This is a genomic window from Candidatus Tokpelaia sp., assembly GCF_008636115.1.
Classification (GTDB): domain Bacteria; phylum Pseudomonadota; class Alphaproteobacteria; order Rhizobiales; family Rhizobiaceae; genus QLZD01.
On the sequence record NZ_QLZD01000023.1, the window covers coordinates 33,464 to 53,990 of the forward strand.

5 protein-coding genes are annotated in these 20,527 nt (G+C 53.7%); 1 reads left to right on the forward strand and 4 read right to left on the reverse strand.

Annotation, left to right across the window (positions count from 1 at the left end; genetic code table 11):
- Window positions 1-78: 78 nt before the first annotated feature.
- Together DPQ22_RS03725 and DPQ22_RS03730 are read right to left on the reverse strand one after the other, a co-directional pair.
- On the reverse strand, window positions 79-768 hold the full coding sequence (locus tag DPQ22_RS03725; RefSeq protein WP_150213258.1) for a hypothetical protein: 690 nt from the start codon (window positions 766-768) through the stop codon (window positions 79-81).
- Between the two features lie 140 nt (window positions 769-908).
- The gene (locus tag DPQ22_RS03730; RefSeq protein WP_190323132.1) at window positions 909-1,421 is read right to left on the reverse strand and encodes a TIGR02301 family protein; all 513 of its coding nucleotides are present in this window, start codon (window positions 1,419-1,421) and stop codon (window positions 909-911) included.
- A gap of 163 nt (window positions 1,422-1,584) precedes the next feature.
- On the opposite strand from DPQ22_RS03730, the gene cysS reads away from it, so the two are divergent.
- Window positions 1,585-3,180, forward strand: coding sequence for a cysteine--tRNA ligase (cysS, locus tag DPQ22_RS03735; RefSeq protein ID WP_150213262.1), 1,596 nt, complete (start codon window positions 1,585-1,587; stop codon window positions 3,178-3,180).
- A 409-nt stretch (window positions 3,181-3,589) separates the two neighbouring features.
- On the opposite strand, the gene DPQ22_RS03740 is transcribed toward cysS, so the two are convergent.
- Window positions 3,590-7,591, reverse strand: a complete 4,002-nt coding sequence (locus DPQ22_RS03740; protein ID WP_150213264.1) for a TonB-dependent receptor — start codon at window positions 7,589-7,591, stop codon at window positions 3,590-3,592.
- Entirely contained in the window at window positions 7,588-20,325 is a 12,738-nt protein-coding gene (locus tag DPQ22_RS03745) for a DUF7507 domain-containing protein (RefSeq protein ID WP_190323133.1), read from the reverse strand. Before DPQ22_RS03745 ends, DPQ22_RS03740 begins: the two co-directional genes overlap by 4 nt.
- Between the last annotated feature and the right edge of the window lie 202 nt (window positions 20,326-20,527).

A 20,527-nucleotide genomic window follows, 5' to 3' on the forward strand; every position in this document is an offset into this window, starting at 1 on the left:
GACGGCCTTTGCCTTATCACCTTACCCGGCCTGGCCTTGTTATTCTGCTCTCGCTCTTGACCGGCCAAATACGGTCTTTTATTCATCAGGCGGCAAATCGCCGGAATCATCAGGCAAAGCAATATTATCGCCGCGTTTTGGCATTGCCGGCGCGCTGTTTTCTGTTGCATTATTACCCGCTTTATCGGAGCTGTCATCACCGGTCAGAAAAAAGCGCCATTGACCGTCCGGCGCCAGCCCCAGGCGAAAATAAATATAATGGCCGATTTCTTTGATCGTGTCCAAATCATCGACACTCATAATTTCATAAGCTTCTACGATTTGTGCCCGGGAGAGATTTTGCGGTGATAGAGCCACAAAATAAGGCCAGACATAGGCATCTTCCTTGCCGCCGCTGTTTAAATGCACGGCGCCGGTTTGCAGGATTTGCACCAGGCTGGCCAAAATTTCCAAACCCTGGCCATCGGCAGAAATTGTTTTAAGATAGGCAATCGGATCTTGCCCGGATTCTTCCGACATCAGGCGCGTTGCGCCGTTTTTATGGGTAAAAAGCGGCCGCAAAGCCTCAATATCGCCGCTTTTGGCAGCGCTCAAAATAGTGTCACGCATGAGCCGCACCGGCGCCGGCAAGGCGTTTGAGTTATAAATAACGGGCGGGGCCGCCGCTTTTACCGCGGCCGGCTTTGCCACTGCCGCCTGTGGCGCATAAGCGGCAAAATTCAGACAAAAGGCGATAAAAGCGGCTGACAATAAACAGGTTTTAGACATTCTTCCCCGCGGAGCATAGAAGCAAACAAAAGGCTCACTGTTTATACATAGCTCTTTTTGGCAGCGCGTATAGGCGGCCGGAGCTAAAATTATCGGCCGCCCGGCCTGGAATTTCAGGGGGCATGCCTTTGCCGGCCGGCTTAAGGCGCCGCAGAATCACTGCTGAAATGTTCCAGCAAATGGCGGCTTAAAGTGAGCCCCTCCAGCCGGTAACGTTCACTTGCCTCTTTTGCCGCTGTGGTGCAGGCGCTGTAATTATCGGCAAAAGCCTCATAAGAGCGGTTGAAAGCGGCATAAAGCCGGAGCTGTTGTTTATCATCGGCATGAAGAGCGGCAATAAGCTTTTGCATATAAGCGCGCCATTCACTGTCTTGCGCGCCGCAAATCCTGTATAAATAATGCAGCGATCCCAGAATTTCGGCCATACGATTTAATTTTTCATCATAATTGCTTAAAGAGCGGTTTTGCGTGGCCGGGTCGGGCATGCTGTTTAACGGCGCAGTTATGGCCTCTGCCCCGGCAGAAGGCGGTAAAAAAGTGCCGCCGGCCGCCAGCATGAGCGCAAAAACCCGCTGCCGGCCGGCGGCAAAAGCCGGTAAGGACGGGGAATGTCGATAATGCGGTGCTGTTGGGCGCTGCGGGTGACGTGGCATGGGAAACCGTTTTTTTGATAAGTGAGAATTTGCTGTTATAATTAGGCTGATTGCCGCTTTAACAAAGATAAAAGCGGATAAAAATTGCGTGAATCGCCAAAATGGCTTATGGGAAACAAAAACGGCCTGAGCCGGCCGGCACTTTACAGGGGCAGGGTGTTTCATGACGGATTTATATTTTTATAATACGGCTTCGCGGCGAAAAGAGCAATTTGCGCCGATAAATGCCGCTTGTGTCCGTATATATGTATGTGGCCCGACAGTCTATGATTATGCCCATATCGGCAATGCCCGCCCGGTTATTGTTTTTGATATTTTATATAGGCTGCTGCGGCATGTTTATGGGGCGCAAGCCGTGCATTATGTGCGCAATATTACCGATGTTGATGATAAAATAAATGCCCGCGCCGCGCGAGATTACCCCGATTTGCCGTTGAATCAGGCGATCGCCCGGCTGACACAGAAAACGGAAGCGCAATTTCATGCCGATGTGGCGGCGCTTGTCTGCCTGCCCCCAAATGCCGAGCCGAAAGCAACCGATCATATAGACGCGATGAAACGGCTGATAGAGCGGTTATTGGCAAAAAAATATGCCTATGTGGCGGCAAATAATGTGCTGTTTTCTGTCTCCGCTATGAATGAGAGCGGTCGGCAGCACAAAACGCCGTTTTACGGCCGACTGTCGCGGCGGCCGCAGGCAGAAATGCTGGCCGGGGCGCGGGTGGAAGTGGCAGATTACAAGCGCGATGAGCAGGATTTTGTGCTGTGGAAACCTTCTGCCGCGGGCGAGCCGGGCTGGCCTTCGCCGGCGGGGATAGCGGTTTTGGGGCGGCCGGGCTGGCATATTGAATGTTCGGCCATGAGCATGGTGGAATTGCTGGAGCCTTATGGCGGCGGGCTGGAATGCGATAATCCGCAGCAAAACTGTTTTGATATTCACGGCGGCGGGCTGGATTTAATCTTTCCCCATCATGAAAATGAAATAGCGCAAAGCTGTTGTGCTTTGGGGGCGCCGCATATGGCTAATTTCTGGCTGCATAATGGTTTTGTGCAGGTGGAAGGGAATAAAATGTCCAAAACTCTGGGCAATTTTATCACTATTCGCCAGATTTTAGAGACAGAATTGCCGGAATTTAACGGGCATATGGCAGTGACAGACAAACAGCGCTGGGCCGGGCTTTCAGCGCGCTTTGCCATGCTGCAAAGCCATTATCGCCAGCCATTGGACTGGACACAAACGCGTTTTGAAGCAGCAAGTGCCGAGCTTTATAAATGGTATGCGGCACTGCAAAAATCTGCCGGGAAATATGGCCTGGCTGTTGCCGGTGATGATAATCTTCCTCAGGCTGCCAGTATGGGAAAAAATGCTTCTGCTCGCTTTAAGCCGGAGTTGAGGACAGAGGCTCTTCCGCCGGAATTTTTAAAGATTCTGGCCGATGATATGAATATGCCGCAGGCAATCGCCCTTTTGCGGCATTATTACAAGCAGGCTGCGTTTAAAAATTTAATCGCCGGTCTCGCCTTTATCGGGCTTTTGGATATTGAATTTTTGCGCCCCTTGCATGCGCTTTTTGAAAAACGGGCCGATATTTCTAACCGGGAGATAGAAGCCGTCATAAAGCAGCGGCTGGAGAGCCTTGAAAAGGGGGATTATACGACTGCGGACAGACTCCGCGCTGATTTGGCGCAGCATGGTGTCAGGCTGATAGACAGTAAAGACAAAGACGGCAGGCGCCTGACGAAATGGGAAATCGGCTGAAACATGATTGCCGGCAGCAAAAGCCTGTGGATAAAGCCGTAAAGACTCGCTAAAAAACTGGGAAATTGTGCCGATTCGGCATAATAATCCTGTGTCTGCTCCATTATGGGGCGGTGCGGTTCTTTGACAAGCGGCGCAAATTGCGCGGCATAATCAGTAAAAAAAGAAAAAGGCAAGCGCTTTCCGGGATTCGGTCTGGTTTTATTCATTCTTGCAGAAAGTGAAAAAAATCATTAGCCGAAACTTTTTATAAACTCCTTTCCTTTAAATTTGTGGATAAGCGATTGGCAGTCTGTCTTTTTGGCAAGAGGTCAGACAAAGCCAAAAGCTGAAACACAAAGCGCCGCGATCAAGCGCTTGCCTGTTATTGCCGCCGCCAGGGTGTAAGGCCAAAGCGGCGGCGAAGGGGTTAGAATTTGCCGATAAAGTTGACAAACATGCCGCGATCATCGTAAGTCTGGTCACGCAAATCATCGGAGAAGCGGCCGAAATTATAGCCGACACCGAATTTGAAATTATTGCCCAAATGGCGGTAAACTGCGGCCAGGGCGCCGTAATCGGTCGTATCGGCTTCAGGCATATTCATAATGCGTCCTTCCATAAGAATATCCCAGTTTTTAATCCAGTGCAGGTCAGCGCGGACGACACCGAGATGCGCAGTGGATTTTTGCCAGTGATGGCTGAACTCAGCGCTTTTATTATAATTTTCCCGGTATTTGACCTCGCCCAGGCGCAGGCCGTATTTCCCGCCTATTGACAGCCAGGAAAAAAGATCATAGGTGAAATCGGCCGAGACAATATGCGTCTTCTGCGCCGGGGCGTAGTAGCCGCCATATTTTTGCTCTATTTCCGCATCGCCGCCAACGCGCTGATGGGTGCCGGGCATATCATAAAGCCAGGTATATTTGAACAGGCCGTTCAGGCGGTCATTTTCAATCGGCCGGTAAGCATAGCCGGCAGAGGCCTCTATATAAGTCGTGTCGATAAAAGCCGTTTCGGCCTGGGCGCGGGAATCGGCAATGACAGCGTCGACATTGGCAATTATGCGCCAGTCTTTAGAGGTTTTCATGCCCAGTCCGCCGGAAAACAGGTAGCTTATCTGATTGCGGCTTCTATCCTTGCTTTTTTCCAGGCGCATTTCCGTGCGCCCGGCTGCTGTCAGGCCTCTTTCCTCATTTTTATAATTAAAGCCGATACTGGGCGCATAGCGGTCAAAATCCGTTTGATTGCTTTGGGTGATAGCAGCGCCGGTTACCCGCCCCATTTCCAGCCCGCCATTGAAGCTCCACAAATTATCAGGCGTATAATTGACGCCGTAAGTTTGAGTCAGTGAATGGCGGCGGCCGAATAAATCATAATTATTTTCGGCATAAGCAGAAACAACATCATTGATGCGGCGCTTCATGCCGGCGACAATGGCGCCCATATCTGTGCCATAGAGATTATAGCTGCGTTCAAGGCTGAAAGCGCGGTCGGGATCAAGCCGGTAGCCAATATAATAATGATCATCGGCTGTCTGGCTATAATCCAGCGAGGCCAGGCCGCCAAGGCCGTGTGTGCCGTAAGAGGCTTCGGCATTCAGGCCGATTTTATCGGTCAGCCGCAATTCAGTGCCGATACCGCCGCGATCATTGCGGTGAATATCGCCGGAGCGGTGCAGGCTGCCCTGGCCGAAAACATAGATTTTTGCATCATCATTGGGGCGGTAGGCTAATTGGCCGCCGCCGTCCAGCCTTTCGCCATTATAGCCTTTTTGTTGCGTGTTGGGATTATGCAGCCTGCTGTAGCGCAGGCCGAGTTCGGCGCTCCAAAAATCGTTAAAGCGTGCGGTCACAGTGCCGGCACCGTCTTTCCTCTTGCGCTCATCGTCCGTGCTGAAATCGTCATAATTGAGTTTCAGGCCAATATTTTTGCTTAAAGTGAGCGCCGTATCTGCCCCCCAAATAGTCTGGTCGCGGGTGATTTCTTCTGTCAGAGAAGAATAGCCGGCTTTTTTCTTTTCATAATAGCCGCCAAGCGCGCTGTCGCCGGCTTTTTCGCCCATAATATCGGCCAGGCCCAACCGGCCGCGCGCGCGCCAGGAAAGAGCGCCTTTATAATCGCGTTTGCGGTCATTGGGCGACCATGAGGTCAGCCCGCCATCAGTGGAGCGCAGCACATTAAAGCCGGGGCCTTTGGAATGGGCAATTTCCGCTTCCAATGAAGTCTTTTCCGACTGGCGCAACTGAATATCGGCGCCATAGGCTTTTTGATCGGCCGGGCCGGTGGTTTCCGACATGCCGGTTACGCCGACACGAATTTTTTCGCCCAGCCATTGCTGGACACGGCCGCCATAAGAATAGCCGTCGACATCGCGCGCTGTGGGCACATAATCATAATTGGTCAGCACATAAATTTTCTGGCCGCCCAAAGCACCTTCGCGCACAGCGCCATTAACCCCGGTGGTGGAGTTAAGCGGCCTTTGCAGCAGCAACACGCCCTGCATATAATCAAAGCTGTAATCTTCACCATAACGCAAAGTGCGCCGCTCAATTACCCGGCCGGTGGTTTCATCGCGCGTTTCCACGCTTACAGTTTCTGAGCCGCGGACAATATCCTGCCGCTTCATAAAATAGGCAGAGCCGCCGGTTGCCAGAAATTCCTGCCGCTCAGACAGGGCTTCCGGCTGAGAGCCATAGGCTGTCGCTTCAGTAATACGCTCGCCGAAAGACGTCATTTTCTGCGAGCGGTAAAGAGCATTGCCGCCGTAAATTTCGCGCTCGGAGCGCAAAAGCTCAGTGCCGGTTATGCGCGTATTGCTGGTGCCCCATAAAATATGGCTGTCACCGCGCTCCAGGCGCACATAAAAGCGGCCTTTGGTCGGCGCATCTTCAGAAAAGGCGGAATCATCGCCGTAAATGGGGTAATAATCGTCCGGATCAAGGCGGCGCAGCAGCCGGCGCGCGTCTTTTTTGTCGATATTTTTGAAAATATTTTTCAGTTTGTCTTCGGTCGTATCGGCAGCGGCTGTCAACAAATATTTGCCCTTTATCTTGCCTTTTAAATAAAAGGCCAGCCTTCCTTTTCTGTAGACTCTTTCATATTCGCCCGGGCGCACTTCTTCTATATTTTCATCACCCATGCGCTTGCCGAGAGAAATATCGGCCAGGCCGACATAGAACCAGTCATTATCCGGGATATTGACCGGCCGCTGCACATGCAGGCCGCTCTCAATATCCCCCGGGCCGCCCGTCAGGCTGACATCAATAATATGATCGCCTGGCGGTAAAATGCGCTGCACCACAAATTGCCGCTCATTATCAATGGGTATAGTGCGGCCGAAAGCATGAGCCGTATAGCCCGGCGGCACATTGCGGCCAAAAACCGTAATGGCGCCGCCCTGAATAGGAATATTGCGCCGGGCCGTGTGATCATCACCGACACCGGGGGCAATTTCCGGCTTGTCTTCTGCCGCCGGGGCAAATCCCTGGCTGGTGCGCACCAGGCTTCTCGGCGCGGTTTCATCATAGCGGCCTTTTTCATCATAAACCCGCAAAATATAGATAAAATCATTCGGGTGTTTGATAAGCGGGTCTTTATCGCCGGGCAGTGTGCCTGAGGCCGGCATTATCCATGTTGCCTCATTATTTATCGCCACGGGCAGCACCGCCAGCGGTTGCTCGATATCCTGTCTGCCGCGCCGGTAAATGCGGATTTCCGAACGGCTGATAAAATCAGGATAATTGGAGCTTGTTAAAAATTTTATCTGCTCATTGGCGCGGTAAGAGCGCCTTATCGGCACAGTAGAAATATTCAGTTCCGTATCCACATTGCCGCCGTCAAATTTTACCTGAATATCGGCGGCATGCAGGTCTAAATCGGCCTGGCGCTGCCTGTCTACCTGCGGGGCTGCGCTGTCAATGCCCAGCCGTCCGCTTTTATAGGGAATAATGCCCTTCGGATCGCGATTTTCAGGCAGATTTTCACCGTCAATAGTAATGCTGAACGGGTTGGCGCGCCGGTCGGCCGGGCTTTCCTTTTCCGTGCTTTTGGCTCTGCCGCTATTGCGGATAAGCGGGGTAAATCCGGCCGCAGAATTATCCAGCGCCTTGCCGCGTGTTTGTATTTTGCAGCCGGGTTCACGGCAAATGCCTTCGGTCACCGTATTTTGGGTGAAGGTTGGATTATATTGAGCCGAGGCATTCGTTGTTATAACCCATAAGGCTGCCGGCAGCAAAGCTGTGGTGGATAAAAGCGAGGCAACAGGCCTTGCCGGCAGCAGATTGCCCATTATATTGGTGCCGCCGCGCCGGCCTGGCCGGAAACCGGCATCATATTTGCGGCGTGCGGGCACTTGAATGCTGTCCGGTGCGGTGTTGTGCCGAACCGACCGGCCTTTGGGCATGGTGCGGCGATAAAGATTCTGTGTCATCCGCCAACCTCCACACGTGTTTCAATTTCCAGCCGGTAACGCCCGGCTTTTTGCCCCCAGATTCTCCGGATAAGCTGCTGCACATGGTTAATGCGGGATTGAGCGGCGCCGGCACCGACATTGCTGTCTATGTAGCTCAGACGCAGGACAGACTGTTCCCGTTCCAGCACTTCTATCAATTCGGCTATGCCGCTGTTCCACTCCGCTTTCAGATTTGTTGTGCCGGCTTCAAAAGCATCGCTGCGCAGGTCAAGCCGCACAACACGGGAAACAGAGGCGCCGAAATTGATTTTGGTGAGCTTGCCGGCTGTCAGGCGCACAACACGCGGATTTTCAGTTGTCAGGCGATAGCCTGAGGGCAGGCTGCGCGTATCCAGCTTGAGGATAAAATTGGAGCCGATACGACTCTCCGGCAGCGCCGCACAAGGGATATGATAGCGGCCGAAAGTATCTGTGGTGATAATCCAGCCTTTGGCTGTAGCGAGGCGTATATCAGGCAGGCCGATTTCCCCTTCGTCCTGGTAGCCGTTGCGATTATAATCATCAAATACCGTGCCGATAACATCGCTGCAGTCAAAGACATGTTCGACCAGTATTTCCACTGTGGCTTTGGCATCATCGGTCAGGCGATTGCCGGCTTCATCTTCCGCATGGGCGCGGTTGGTATATTTATCCGGCGTAGCGCTGCTCAAGGCCAGCATATTGAGGTGAATTTCCACCGCCGCGCCGGGGGCCAGAGTAATATTTTCAAAAATAACATTGCGGCCTTCCACCAGCGGGTCTACCGCCTGCGCATCAACACCGGCCGAATGTTCAACAAAGCGGAAGCCGGAAGGTGCCCGGTCAACGACCCGAACATTATTGACCGCTCTTGTGCCGTTATTGGTCAGGCGGATTGTATAGGGCACCTGCTCACCGCGGCGAATGGCGCGGATTCCGGCGACTTTGCTGATTGTGAGTTCCTGTCTCGGCGCCGCCAGTGTCAGTTTGGCCTGATCTTCGGTTGAAGCCACACTTGTCAGCGGGTCATCTTCTCCGCCGGCGGCATTTGTAAGCCGACCCCTGGCGCTGGCTGTATTGACAACGGCATCAATAAGGCCAAGGCTGTTTTCCACATCGGCATCGGTCAGGATATAATCGGCCTTGATGGTGGCCTTTTCTCCCACTGCCAGCTTGACATTTGCCGGTGTCATGGCGCCCAGGCTGCCATTTGCCGCAAAATTGTTAAATTTCGGCCCGTTATCTTCTATGGTAACATTCTCAAGCGGCACGCTGCCATCATTGGAAACTTCAAAGCTGTAATGCAGTATATCCCCGGCATTGGCGCTGCCGCTGCCGTCACTATCTTCATAAGAGACGGTTTTGTTCAGGCTGAGCCTGGGTTTGCCCAGCGGTATAGTAACGCATTGCCTGTCTGTTGTTGCTTCCGTATTGAGGCCGTCATCAGCGGCAGTTGTTTTGCGCTTGCCGGAGCAATCGGGATCGGCCGCGCCTTTTTCCTTCACCATATTGAAGACAGAGAGCGCCTGTTCATCAACCGGGGCAATGACTTTTGTCTTGACGGTGAGCTTCAGCACACCGTTTGCACCGTCCTGCCGCGCCGGCAGGGTCAGCCCTGTCCATTCCACCGTGCCGCCTTTGGCGCTGCCGTCATGTGCGGCGGCAGGATCGGATTCCAGATAAGTGACATTAGTGTCCAATATATCCTGGGCAGCATAATCAGTGATTGCACCGCCGCGATTGGTGATGGTGATTTCATAGGTCAGGGTTTCGCCGGGTTCGGCGACACCGGCAACAGCGCCGTCTTCGGCAATAAGGTTCTTTTCCAGTGATACGCCGAAATCTATCGGTGCCGTGGTGGCACAGGGATTGCAGGGAACCCCGGGCATTTGGGAATCGAGAATCGGCTGGCCGTCTTTGTCGACAGCCTGTCCCGCGGCTATGACCTGATTATCGGCAGTGCCGACAGCATCACTTTTGACCCGTGCTGTATAGGAGACGCTATAAATACCCGGCTGAAGCCCGTGATAAGCGCTAAAGCTCAAAACCGGCGGCACACTGGCGGCATCATACATGATGGCGCCATCTCCCGGCACATCTTCAACAAATTCCAGATTGTCGCCCAATGTGTCGGTAAGCACGACATTTTGTGTAGTATTGCCGCCTTTTACCTCTAATTGCAGCGTATAGGTGATAATATCGCCCCGCTGTACGCTTTCTCCGGCCGGGACACTGGATCTTTTGGAGACCAATACATCAACAAGCGGGTTTTGAGTGGTGCACGGATCGCAGGGGATAGCGGGTAAATTGCTGTCATTGACGGGCCTGCCCTGACTATCCGTATATTGCGGTTTGACAGAGTTTTGGGCAGTAAGCGTGGCCGTTTCAAGCACCAGAGCCTGATAACAGACAGAACTTTGCCCTGCGGCCGTGCCGGCGGGGATAGTGGCTGTGTAAATCTGACCGGCAGCGGCGGTAAATTCTGCTCCCGCTGCCGTAGCTGCCATGGTTTCCGCGGCCTTTTTGCCGGCGGTTGGAAAGGCAGTGCCGCAATCAACCTGGGCCATATATTCCAGGCTGCTGTTCATTGTGTCGGTCAGCAGGATATTTCTGGTGGTTTTGCCGCCGGTTACATCGACTTTCAGCCTATAGGTAATAATATCGCCGCGCTGGACATAAGTGCCGTCACCAATAGTGGAATCTTTGGCCACACTTACGCCGACCAGCGGATTTTGCGTGGTGCACGGATCACAGGAGATTTGCGGCGCATCTTCACCGGTCAGCGGATTGCCGTCATCATCGGCCCCTTGCGCGGTGACAGTATTTTGCGCCGCCGCTGTCGCATCGGTTTTTGCCCGGGCCTGATAAATAATGGGATAAAAGCCTTCCGGCGTGCCTTTCGGCAAAGTGAAACTGAGCACCGGGGCGGCCGAAACATCGGTTTTAAAACTGCCGGCATTGACGATTTTGACAAAATCCAGGCTGCTGTTCAGCGTATCGGTGAGCAAGGTATTGCGCGTTGTGGCGCCGCCGGTCACAGAAACATTGATTGTATAAGTGATAAGATCGCCGCGGCCGACAGCATTGCCGTCACCAATATTGGAGGTTTTATTGGCCATAATGCTAATGAGCGGGTTTTGCGTAGTGCAAGGATCACAGGGGATAAGCGGAGCATCAGGGCCGGTTATCGGTTTGCCGCTATTATCGGCAGCCTGTGCGGTGATGGCGTTTTGCGCTGCTATTGTGGCATCGGCTTTAACGCGTGCCGTATAGGAAACTGTGTAAATGCCGGGTGCCTGGCCGGGAGGCAGCAGGAATTTAGGCTGTTTTTTATCGCTTAAATCAGCGGTGAAGCGGCCGCCGTCTTTAACGGCGATAAAGTCAAGACTTTCGCCCAATGTATCGGTCAGCAGGATATTTTGCGTGGACTGGCCGTTTGCCACTACTGCCTGTAGCGTATAAGTGATAATGTCGCCGGTCTGCACCGCCGTGCCGTCACCGACATCAGAGCTTTTTTGCGCCCGCACGCCAATAAGCGGGTTTTGTGTGGTGCAGGGGTCGCAAGAGCCGTTATCGGTCGTAACATTATTGACGGCGTCCGCTGTGGCTTGCCCTTTGACCTTGACCTTGTAAGAGACCTGATATGTGCCGGCGGCCATGCCGGCAGGCAAAGTGAAAGCGAGTTTGGGAGCAGCAGAAGTATCGGCGGTAAACCTGCCGGCGGCAACAAGGCCGGAGAAATCCAGACTGCTGCCCAATGTGTCGGTCAAAGTGACGGCTTTGGTAGAAACGCCGCCGGCAACCGTGGTAGTGAGCGTATAGGTAATAGTGTCGCCCGGCTGAACCGGTGTGCCGGTGCCAATATCAGAGGTTTTGACAGTAGAAATCACCACTATCGGATTTTGGGTGGCGCAGGGGGCGCAACTGCCCTGATTAGTGGTGACAGAATTTTCTGCCACGCCGCTTTTAATGCCGTCTTTGGCCTTGGCCTGATAGGTTATGACATAGGTTCCGGCGGGTGTTCCTTTAGGCAGGGTAAAATTCAGCACCGGTGCGGCTTTTGTATCGGCGGTAAAACTGCCGGCCGCCTTGATGCTGACAAACTGGACATTTTCGCCCAATGTATCGGTCAGGACAATATCATTAGTGCTGGTGCCGCCGGAAATAATAGTTGTCAGGCGATAAGTAATGATTTCTCCCGATTGCATGGGATTGCCGGTGCCGATATCCGAAGTTTTGGAGGTGTTGATAATCACCAGCGGATTTTGTGTCTCGCAGGGGATACAGGGGATTGCCGGTATATTGGGATCATCAATCGGCTGGCCGCTATCATCGGCCGGCTGCGCGGTAACACTGTTGCGCGCCAGGTCAACGGCATTTTCTTTAACCCGGGCTTTATAGGTAATTATGTGGCTGCCGGCTTTTGTGCCTTTGGGCAGGATAAATTTAAGCGCGGGCAGGGCGGAACTGTCGGCAGTAAAATCACCGGCATCGCCAAATTCCACAAAATCCAGACTGTCGCCCAGCGTGTCGGTGAGCAAGGTGGCCCTGGTAGTGGCGCCGCCGGTCACATTTACCGTCAGGCTATAAGTGATAAGATCGCCCTGCTGCACGGCATTGCCGGTGCCGACATCAGAGGTTTTGGCAGTGGCAATCTCGACCAGCGGATTAGTGGTGGTGCAGGGGTCGCAGGGGATTTGCGGCACATCAGTGCCGGTTAGCGGATTACCGTTTGCATCGGCCGGTTGGGCGGTTACATTATTGAGCGCGTCAGCCTGGGCATCGCTCTTGACCCGCGCTTTATAGGTTATTATGTGGCTGCCGGCTTTTGTGCCTGCGGGCAGGATAAATTTCAATGCGGGCAGGGCGGAACTGTCGGTGGTAAAATCACCGGCATCGCCAAATTCCACAAAATCCAGGCTGTCGCCCAGCGTGTCGGTGAGCAAAGTGGTTTGCGTGGTTGCGCCGCCGGTTACATTTACCGTCAGACTGTAAGTGATAATATCGCCCTGCTGCACGCCTGTGCCGTCACCTATATCGGAAGTTTTGGCGGTAGACAGGGTAATAAGCGGGTTTTGAGTGGTGCAGGGGTCGCAAGTGCCGCTGTCGCTTACGACATTATTTTGCGCTGCCTTTGTGGCGGTGCCGGTAATGCGCGCCGTGTAGGAAATAGTGTAAGTGCCGGCCGGCGTGCCTTGCGGCAGGCTGAATTTTAATGCCGGCTGGGCGCCGGTATCAGTGGTAAAGGCACCGGCATCAACAATTTTGTCAAAAGCCAGACTATCGCCCAATGTATCGGTCAGATTTACTGTCTGAGTGGTGGCGCCGCCTTTAACCGTGGTAGTGAGCGTATAAGTGATAATATCGCCCTTTTGTGCCGGCGTGCCGTCACCAATATCGGAAGTTTTGGCGGTAGACAGGGTAACAAGCGGGTTTTGCGTGGCGCAAGGGTTGCAAGGAATTGTAACATTTTCAACCGGTGTGCCGCTATTATCCAGCGGGCTGGCTGTAACCGAATTATCAGCGGCAGCGATAGCATCTTCCTTGACGCGCGCCGTATAAGAAATCGTATATGTGCCGGCCGGCGTGCCTTTTGGCAGAGTGAATTTCAGGTTTTTTGTATCGCCCGTATCGGCGGTAAAGGAGCCGGCATTGGTGACTGCGACAAATTCCAGGCTGTCGCCCAGCGTGTCGGTGAGCAGCGTTGCCTGCGTGCTGGTGCCGCCGGTTACATGGGCTGTCAGTGTATAAGTAATGAGCTGGCCGGTTTGCACCGAGACGCCATTGCCAATATCGGAGCTTTTGGCGGCATCAATAGTCGCCAGCGGGTTTTGGGTGGTGCAGGGGTTGCAGGTGATCTGGCTGTTGGGATCTGTTATCGGATCGCCATTATCATCAGTCGGCTGTGCGGTGACACTGTTTTGCGCTGCCGATTGTGCATCAGTCTTGACCCGCGCCGTATAGGAGACGGTATAAGTGCCGGCCGGCGTGCCTTTCGGCAAGGTAAATTGCAGTTGCGGTGCTTTGCTGGTATCGGCGGTAAAGGAACCGGCATTGGTGACCGCGACAAATTCCAGATTACTGTTTAAAGTGTCGGTGAGCAGAGTGTTGTTGGCGGTGGCGCCGCCTGTCACCGTAACTGTGAGATTATAAGTGACAATATCGCCTTTTTGCACAGCCACGCCGTCACCTATATCGGAGGTTTTGGCTGCGGTTGCGCCGATAATCGGGCTTTCTGTGCTGCAAGGGTCGCAGGGAATATCAATATCACTCACCGGTGTGCCGGAATCATCGGCCGGTTTGACCAGAATTTCGTTTTTGGCCGTGGTCTCCCCGCTTTGCTTGACCCGCGCTGTGTAGGAGACAGTATAAGTGCCCGGCGCCGTGCCTTTCGGCAAAGTAAATTTTGGATTTTGCGCCGCACCGGTATCGGCAGTGAAACTGCCGCTATCGCTTACAGCAACAAATTCCAGGCTGTCGCTCAGCGTATCGGAAACCAGCATATTTTGTGTGCTGGTGCCGCCGGTAATTGTGACTGTCAGCGTGTAAGTGATAATATCGCCTTTACGCACGGCGGTGCCGGTGCCGACATCAGAGCTTTTGGCCGAGCTGACATCAATAAGCGGATTTTGGGTCGAGCATGGATCGCAGGGAATATCAATACCGGTTATTGGTGTGCCCGTATCGTCCAGAATTTGCGGGGTAACAGCATTTTGCGCGCTGCCTGTCGCCGCATTTTTGACCCGCGCCGTATAAGAGACAGTATAAGTGCCGGCCGTTGCGCCTTTCGGCAAAGTGAATTTCAGGTTTTTGGTATCGCCGGTATCGGCGGTAAAGGAGCCGGCAGAGGTGACCGCGACAAAATCCAGGCTGTCGCCCAGCGTGTCGGTGAGCAAAGTGTCGCGTGCCGTAGCGCCGCCTATCACGGTCACTGTCAGGCTGTAAGTGATAATATCGCCTTTTTGCACGGCAGTGCCGCTGCCAATATCAGAGCTTTTGGCAATGCTTATATCGCCCAGCGGGTTTTGGGTAGAGCAAGGCTCACAGGGAACTTCAACACCGTCAACCGGTGTGCCGCTATCATCAAGCGCCTGGGGCGCAATGCTGTTATCAGCGCCGATCTGGGCGTCCTGCTTGACACGAACCGTATAAGAGACTTTGTAAAGGCCGGGTTGCGTGCCTTTAGGCAAAGTGAATTTCAGATTGCCTGGATCAGACACATCGGCACTATAGGAGCCGCTATCGGTTACCGCGATAAATTCCAGCTCAGCTCCCAGTGTATCTGTCAGCAATGTCGCCTGTGTTGTGGCAATGCCGGCAACCGTGCTGGTTAAGGTATAAGTGAGAATCTCACCTTTGCGCACGGCGGCGCCATCGGCAATATTGGCGGTTTTGGCAATGGAAATGCCGAAAAGCGGATTATTGGTGGTGCAGGGATTGCAGGGGATTTCGCCGGCATTCGGATCTTTTGTCGGATTGCCGCTCTCATCGGCAGGTTGCGCAATAACCGTATTTTTGGCGCCGGTTTTGGCATCTGTTTTCACCTGCGCTGTGTAGGAGACAATATATGTGCCCGGCGCCGTGCCCTTTGGCAAAGTGAATTTAAGCTGCGGCGCGGCGCCGGTATCGGCAGTAAAGCCGCCATTAGCGCTGATAGCGACAAAATCCAGGCTGCTGCTGAGCGTGTCGGTCAGCAGGGTGTTTTGTGTTGTCGCACCGCCTGAGACTATCGCCGTGACGCTATAGGTGATAATATCGCCCTTTTGCACGGGACTGCCCTCAGCAATATTGGCACTTTTAGTCGCTGTCACGGTAACAAGCGGGTTTTGCGTGGTGCACGGGTCGCAAGGCAGCTCAACCCCGTCTACCGGATTGCCGTTATTATCCAGCGGCTGGGCGGTAACAGAGTTTTGCGCTGCGGTTGTAGCGGTTTTCTTGACCCGCGCCGTATAGGAAACCGTGTAAGATCCGGCGGCAGTGCCGGCCGGCAGAGTGAATTTCAGGTTTTTGGTATCGCCGGTATTGGCGGTAAAGGCGCCGGCATTGGTGACACTGACAAATTCCAGGCTGTCGCCCAGCGTGTCGGTGAGCAGCGTTGCCTGTGTCGTGGTGCCGCCTGCCACATCAACTTTCAGCGTATAGGTGATAATATCGCCGGTCTGCACCGGTGCGCCGGCGCCGACATCAGAGCTTTTGGCCGTTGTAATTGTGGTGAGCGGATTAGTGGAGGTGCACGGGTTGCAAGGCAGCTCAACCCCGTCTACCGGATTGCCGCTATTATCCAGCGGCTTTGAGGTAACAGAGTTTTGCACGCTTGAGACAGCATCGCTGTTGACGCGCGCCGTATAGGAAACTTTATAAGTGCCTTCGGCTGTCCCCGCCGGCAAAGTGAATTTTAAAACCGGCCGGGCATTTGTATCGGGGGTGAACTGCCCGGCATTGGCAACGGCAACAAAATCCAGGCCGCTGCCCAGCGTGTCGGTGAGCTGCACCGCCTGCATTGCCGGGCTGCCGGCAACCGTCATAGTGAGGGTATAAGTAATAATATCGCCTTTTTGCACCGGTTTGCCGGCGCCAATATCAGAGCTTTTGGCGGTAGAAATAATCATAAGCGGATTGGTGGTGGTGCAGGGGGAGCAACTGCCGTAATCGCTCGTTGCGGCATTATTGGCGGCAAGCGTGGCATCATCTTTGACTTTTGCCCGATAAGAGACTTTGTAAGTGCCGGCTGCCGTGCCTGCCGGCAGGACAAATTTTAGCTGCGGCGCGGCGCCGGTGTCGCTGGTAAAAGCGCCGCTATCGGCAATGCTGTCAAAACTCAGCGAATCGCCCAAACTGTCTGCCAGGTTTAAATCGCGCGTTGTCGGCGCATTTTTGACTGTGACTGTCAAACTATAGGTCAGTATATCGCCCGGCCGAACCGGCGTGCCGCTGGCAACATCTACTGTCTTTTCGGTGACAATATCGGTTAAAGGCGTGGTGGTTGAGCAGGAGGAGCAACTGCCGCCCGAGCCGGGCGTTATCGCATTATTCAGCGCGCCGGTGGCGGTGTCCTCAACCTTGACTCTGTAAGAAGCGGTATAAGTTCCGGCCTCTGTGCCGGCCGGCAGGGTGAAGGTCAGAGTCGGCGCGGCGCCGGTATCATTTGTAAAGCTGCCGCTATCGGTAATGCTGTCAAAACTCAGCCCGGTGCCGAGCTTGTCGGTAAAGACTGTGTCTTTGGTGGTCGTGCCGCCGCTCACTGTGGTGGTGAGGGTATAAGTGATAAAATCACCGGTCTGCACCCCGGTGCCGGCGGGAATATCAGAGCTTTTGACTGTGTCTACATGAATAAGCGGGGTGGTCACTGTGCAGCTTGTGCACGTGCCGGGCGTAGAGACAATATTATTAGCCTGGTCAGTTGTGGCATCATCTTTAATTCTGGCACTATAGCTTACCTGATAGTCGCCGGCCGGCATGCCCTTCGGCAGAGTGAATTTCAGCTGCGGTGCCTTGCCGGTATCGGCGGTAAAGGAGCCGGCAGAAGTGACAGACTGAAAGGCCAGCCCGCCGCCCAGAGTATCGTTAAGCGTAATGGGGGTGGTTGAAGTGCCGCCGGTAATATGCGTGGTCAAGGTATAGGTAATAATATCGCCGGGCTGTAGCGGTGTGCCGGGCGCCGGCATTGAGGTTTTTTCAGAGGCAATAGTAATAACCGGGTTTTCGGTAGCGCAGGTCTCGCATGTGCCGTCACTTGTGGTCACATTATTGGCGACAGTGCCGGAAGCATCATTTTTCACCTGCGCGGTATAGGATATAGTATAGGTGCCGGCCGGCGTGCCTTTGGGCAGAGTGAAAGCCAGTACCGGCGCCTTGCCGGTATCACTGCGGAACCGCCCGGCACTGCTGACTTTCTGGAAGGTCAGCCCGTCTCCCAATGTATCGGTTAATACTGTATCGCGCAGGGTAAAGCCGCCGGTCACAGTGACACTGAGCCTGTAAGTTATAATATCGCCATTTTGCACCAGAGTGCCGGTGCCGACATCGGAGCTTTTATTGACACGCAGGGAGACAACCGGGCTGCTGGTGCTGCATTGATCGCAAGTGCCGGGAATACTGGTGACAGAATTGCTGGCTGCGCTTGTTGTATCTGCGTTTACCTTGACCTGATAGGTGATTTGATAAATACCGGCCGGCGTGCCCTCCGGTAAAGTAAATTGCGGCCTCGTTGGGTCGCTAATATCCGTGGTAAAGGAGCCGGCATTGGTCACGCCGACAAATTCCAGATTATCGCTGGGTGCATCGGTTAAGACAACCGGGCTGGTGGTGGCACCGCCGGTCACCGTGGTGGTCAGCGTATAAGTGATAATATCGCCGGCGCCGACCGGATTGCCATTGCCGCTGCTGGATTTTTTGGTGGTAGAAACCTGCACCAGCGGGTTTTGCGTTTCACAGGCATCGCAATAACCATTATCGGAGGTGACGCTATTTTTGACGGCATCGGCAGCCGTGCCTTTTACCCTGACGCGATAAGAAATACTATAGGAGCCGACAGCAGTGCCGGAAGGCAAAGTGAAACTCAGCGCCGGCGCATTTGATGTATCGGCCTGAAAATCGCCGGCATCTTCAATATCAACAAATTCAACACTATCGTCCAGTATATCGGTCAACACCGTATCTTTTATGGTGGCATTACCGATAACATCAGTTGTCAGCGTATAGACAATTTCATCGCCGTTTTGCACCGGCGTATTATTACCGAGATCAGAGCTTTTGGCGGTGCGCGTGGTGGCAAGCTGATTGGTAACTGTGCAGTTGATTTCGGCATTATAATTGGTTGCCGATTGATCCAGGGTAAAGGAATTGCCATCTACCGTATAGCTGCCGTCTTCGCCCAGCCCGGTGCAGTCAAGATTTGCTATTGTCCAGTTAAAGGCCGGGTTTGTGCCTTGCGGCGGCGTTTCTGTTATAGTGGTAGGAGCAAGCGGCGTGGTCAGCACTTGCTGCTTGCCGGTTTTGGCCGTGCCGGCAACATCTGTAGCGAGGGTCTGGCTCTGCCAGCCATTATCGCCGGAAAAGGTAAATTGCCCGGTGCCGCCCAGGCTGATTTTGGTAAGAGTGATCGCCGGCCTTTTGTCAAAACTTATCTGGGTTGTGGCCTTGTCATTATCCGTATTATAGTCACTATCCAATATATTGCCGCCGGCATCGGGCCTGGATCGGCCGAGAGAGGCGGCAATATCAAACTGCCCTAATTGCGCATTGGCATTGACCGTAATGGGGAAGGTAAAGCTGGCAGTGCCGCCTTCTTCGCCAAAATCGGCAGCCTCTGCCAGATTAGTGGCAATAGCGCAACTGACATGCTGGCCGGAAACCGTGCAGCCGGGCACGGCTTGCGGCGTCCAGCCGGCGGGAATATCAACCTCAAGGCTGAAACCGGCTGTGCCCCTGGCCTGTGTCGGCCCGAGGCTGACACCTGCAACGGTTACGTTTTTCTGATTATCCGTATCGGTAAAATGCTCTCCCGAAACGCTGACAGAAACGCCAATATCCGGCCTGCCGGTTACCAGAAGATCGCAGGTCGCGTCCTGGTGATCGGCCAGAGCGACTGTAGAAATACAGTTGCTGGTGGCAGAATAGCTGGCTTCCGGTATATCGCCCGGCCTTTGGCTTAAGGTAGCGCCGTAACCTGTCCCCGGCAGCACAAAAATTTCATAATCATACTGGAATTGGGCAGGGTCATTATCCGTGCCCTCAAAATTGGAATAGGGCATTTTATCACGCCCGGAAACAGTGCTGATTTCTCCGGTTGCCGGATCAACTATCTGCGATTCCAGCGGGACGCCGTTTTTGGTCAGGTCGGTCAGCCAGCCGTCCGGGCCCAGAGTCTTTTTCCAGGCAAAATTTTGAAACTGAATGCGAGAAGAAAATCGCGCCTGCCGCACTGTCGCGCAATAAATATTAAAGCCGTCCCAGCCCTCACCGCCATTTTGCCGGTAAATGCCGTTAACAGCGCGGTTTTGCGCCGGGGCGCAAATCCAGCCGCTGAAATTATGCGTCCACAAATTGTTTTCAATATTGCCGGCGCGGTAATTGGGGGTTGTCCCTATATCCTGCACCGCTACCCAGTCACCGGTCAGGACTGTGAGCTTGGCACAGGTAAATGTTATATCCGAGGCCCAGGCCGGGTAAATACTGGTTGATTTACGGGAATCGCCGCCGGTGCGGTTGACAACCTGGTCGGCCGGGCAATAGGCACTCTGCACCGCACCTGCGCCTGCATAACCGCTAGTACCGTCAACTGCCGGCTCATCGTCCGGCGTAGTAGGGTAGGCGCGTGCGACCTTGTCTTTATCCATAGTAACAAGATTGCAATAAATATCTATGCGGATTGTCATGCCGGCGGTCGCACCCATTGGCGGGTAAGGCACGGATTTGTCTGTATGACGATAACCGCGAATAACGCCGCCATTCGGGCAGCGAAAGCCCGCTACCGCGCCTTTATTGGCACCGACCGTGCCTGTATATGTGCCGTTATCGGTAAAGCCGACGCCGATTTGCGCCTGTGCCGTTTGCAGGCTGCCGCCCAGCATAAAGCTGAGTAACAGCAGTGCCGCCCATAGCCGGGCTTTAATCTGGCAATATAATTTGCGGGGGGCAGGCTTTTGTGCTGTGACGATATTTTGCTTCTGCCCAGCCAAAGCAAAATTATGCCGGTTTACAAAACGCGTACAAAACCAACTATACCAAACCATTATACTCACTCTCTGCATTGTGAGTGATTTGGCGCGCTATGGAAAAATGTCTATATTGCCGCAAGGCGGAAAAAACTGTTAAATATTATTGTGGTTAACAATTTCTTAACCCGATTTGTCCACAAGCGGGGCAAACAAAAACAGAGTGAAGACAAGAGCCGGAAGCTGAAAAAAGCCAATAAGCAGCTCGATCAGCACCATA

Excerpts from the sequence above, each read along its gene's own strand:
- DPQ22_RS03725 (WP_150213258.1), bottom strand. The coding sequence starts at position 768 with ATGTCTAAAACCTGTTTATTGTCAGCCGCTTTTATCGCCTTTTGTCTG.
- DPQ22_RS03730 (WP_190323132.1), bottom strand. The coding sequence starts at position 1,421 with ATGCCACGTCACCCGCAGCGCCCAACAGCACCGCATTATCGACATTCC.
- cysS (WP_150213262.1), top strand. The coding sequence starts at position 1,585 with ATGACGGATTTATATTTTTATAATACGGCTTCGCGGCGAAAAGAGCAA.
- DPQ22_RS03740 (WP_150213264.1), bottom strand. The coding sequence starts at position 7,591 with ATGACACAGAATCTTTATCGCCGCACCATGCCCAAAGGCCGGTCGGTT.
- DPQ22_RS03745 (WP_190323133.1), bottom strand. The coding sequence starts at position 20,325 with ATGGTTTGGTATAGTTGGTTTTGTACGCGTTTTGTAAACCGGCATAAT.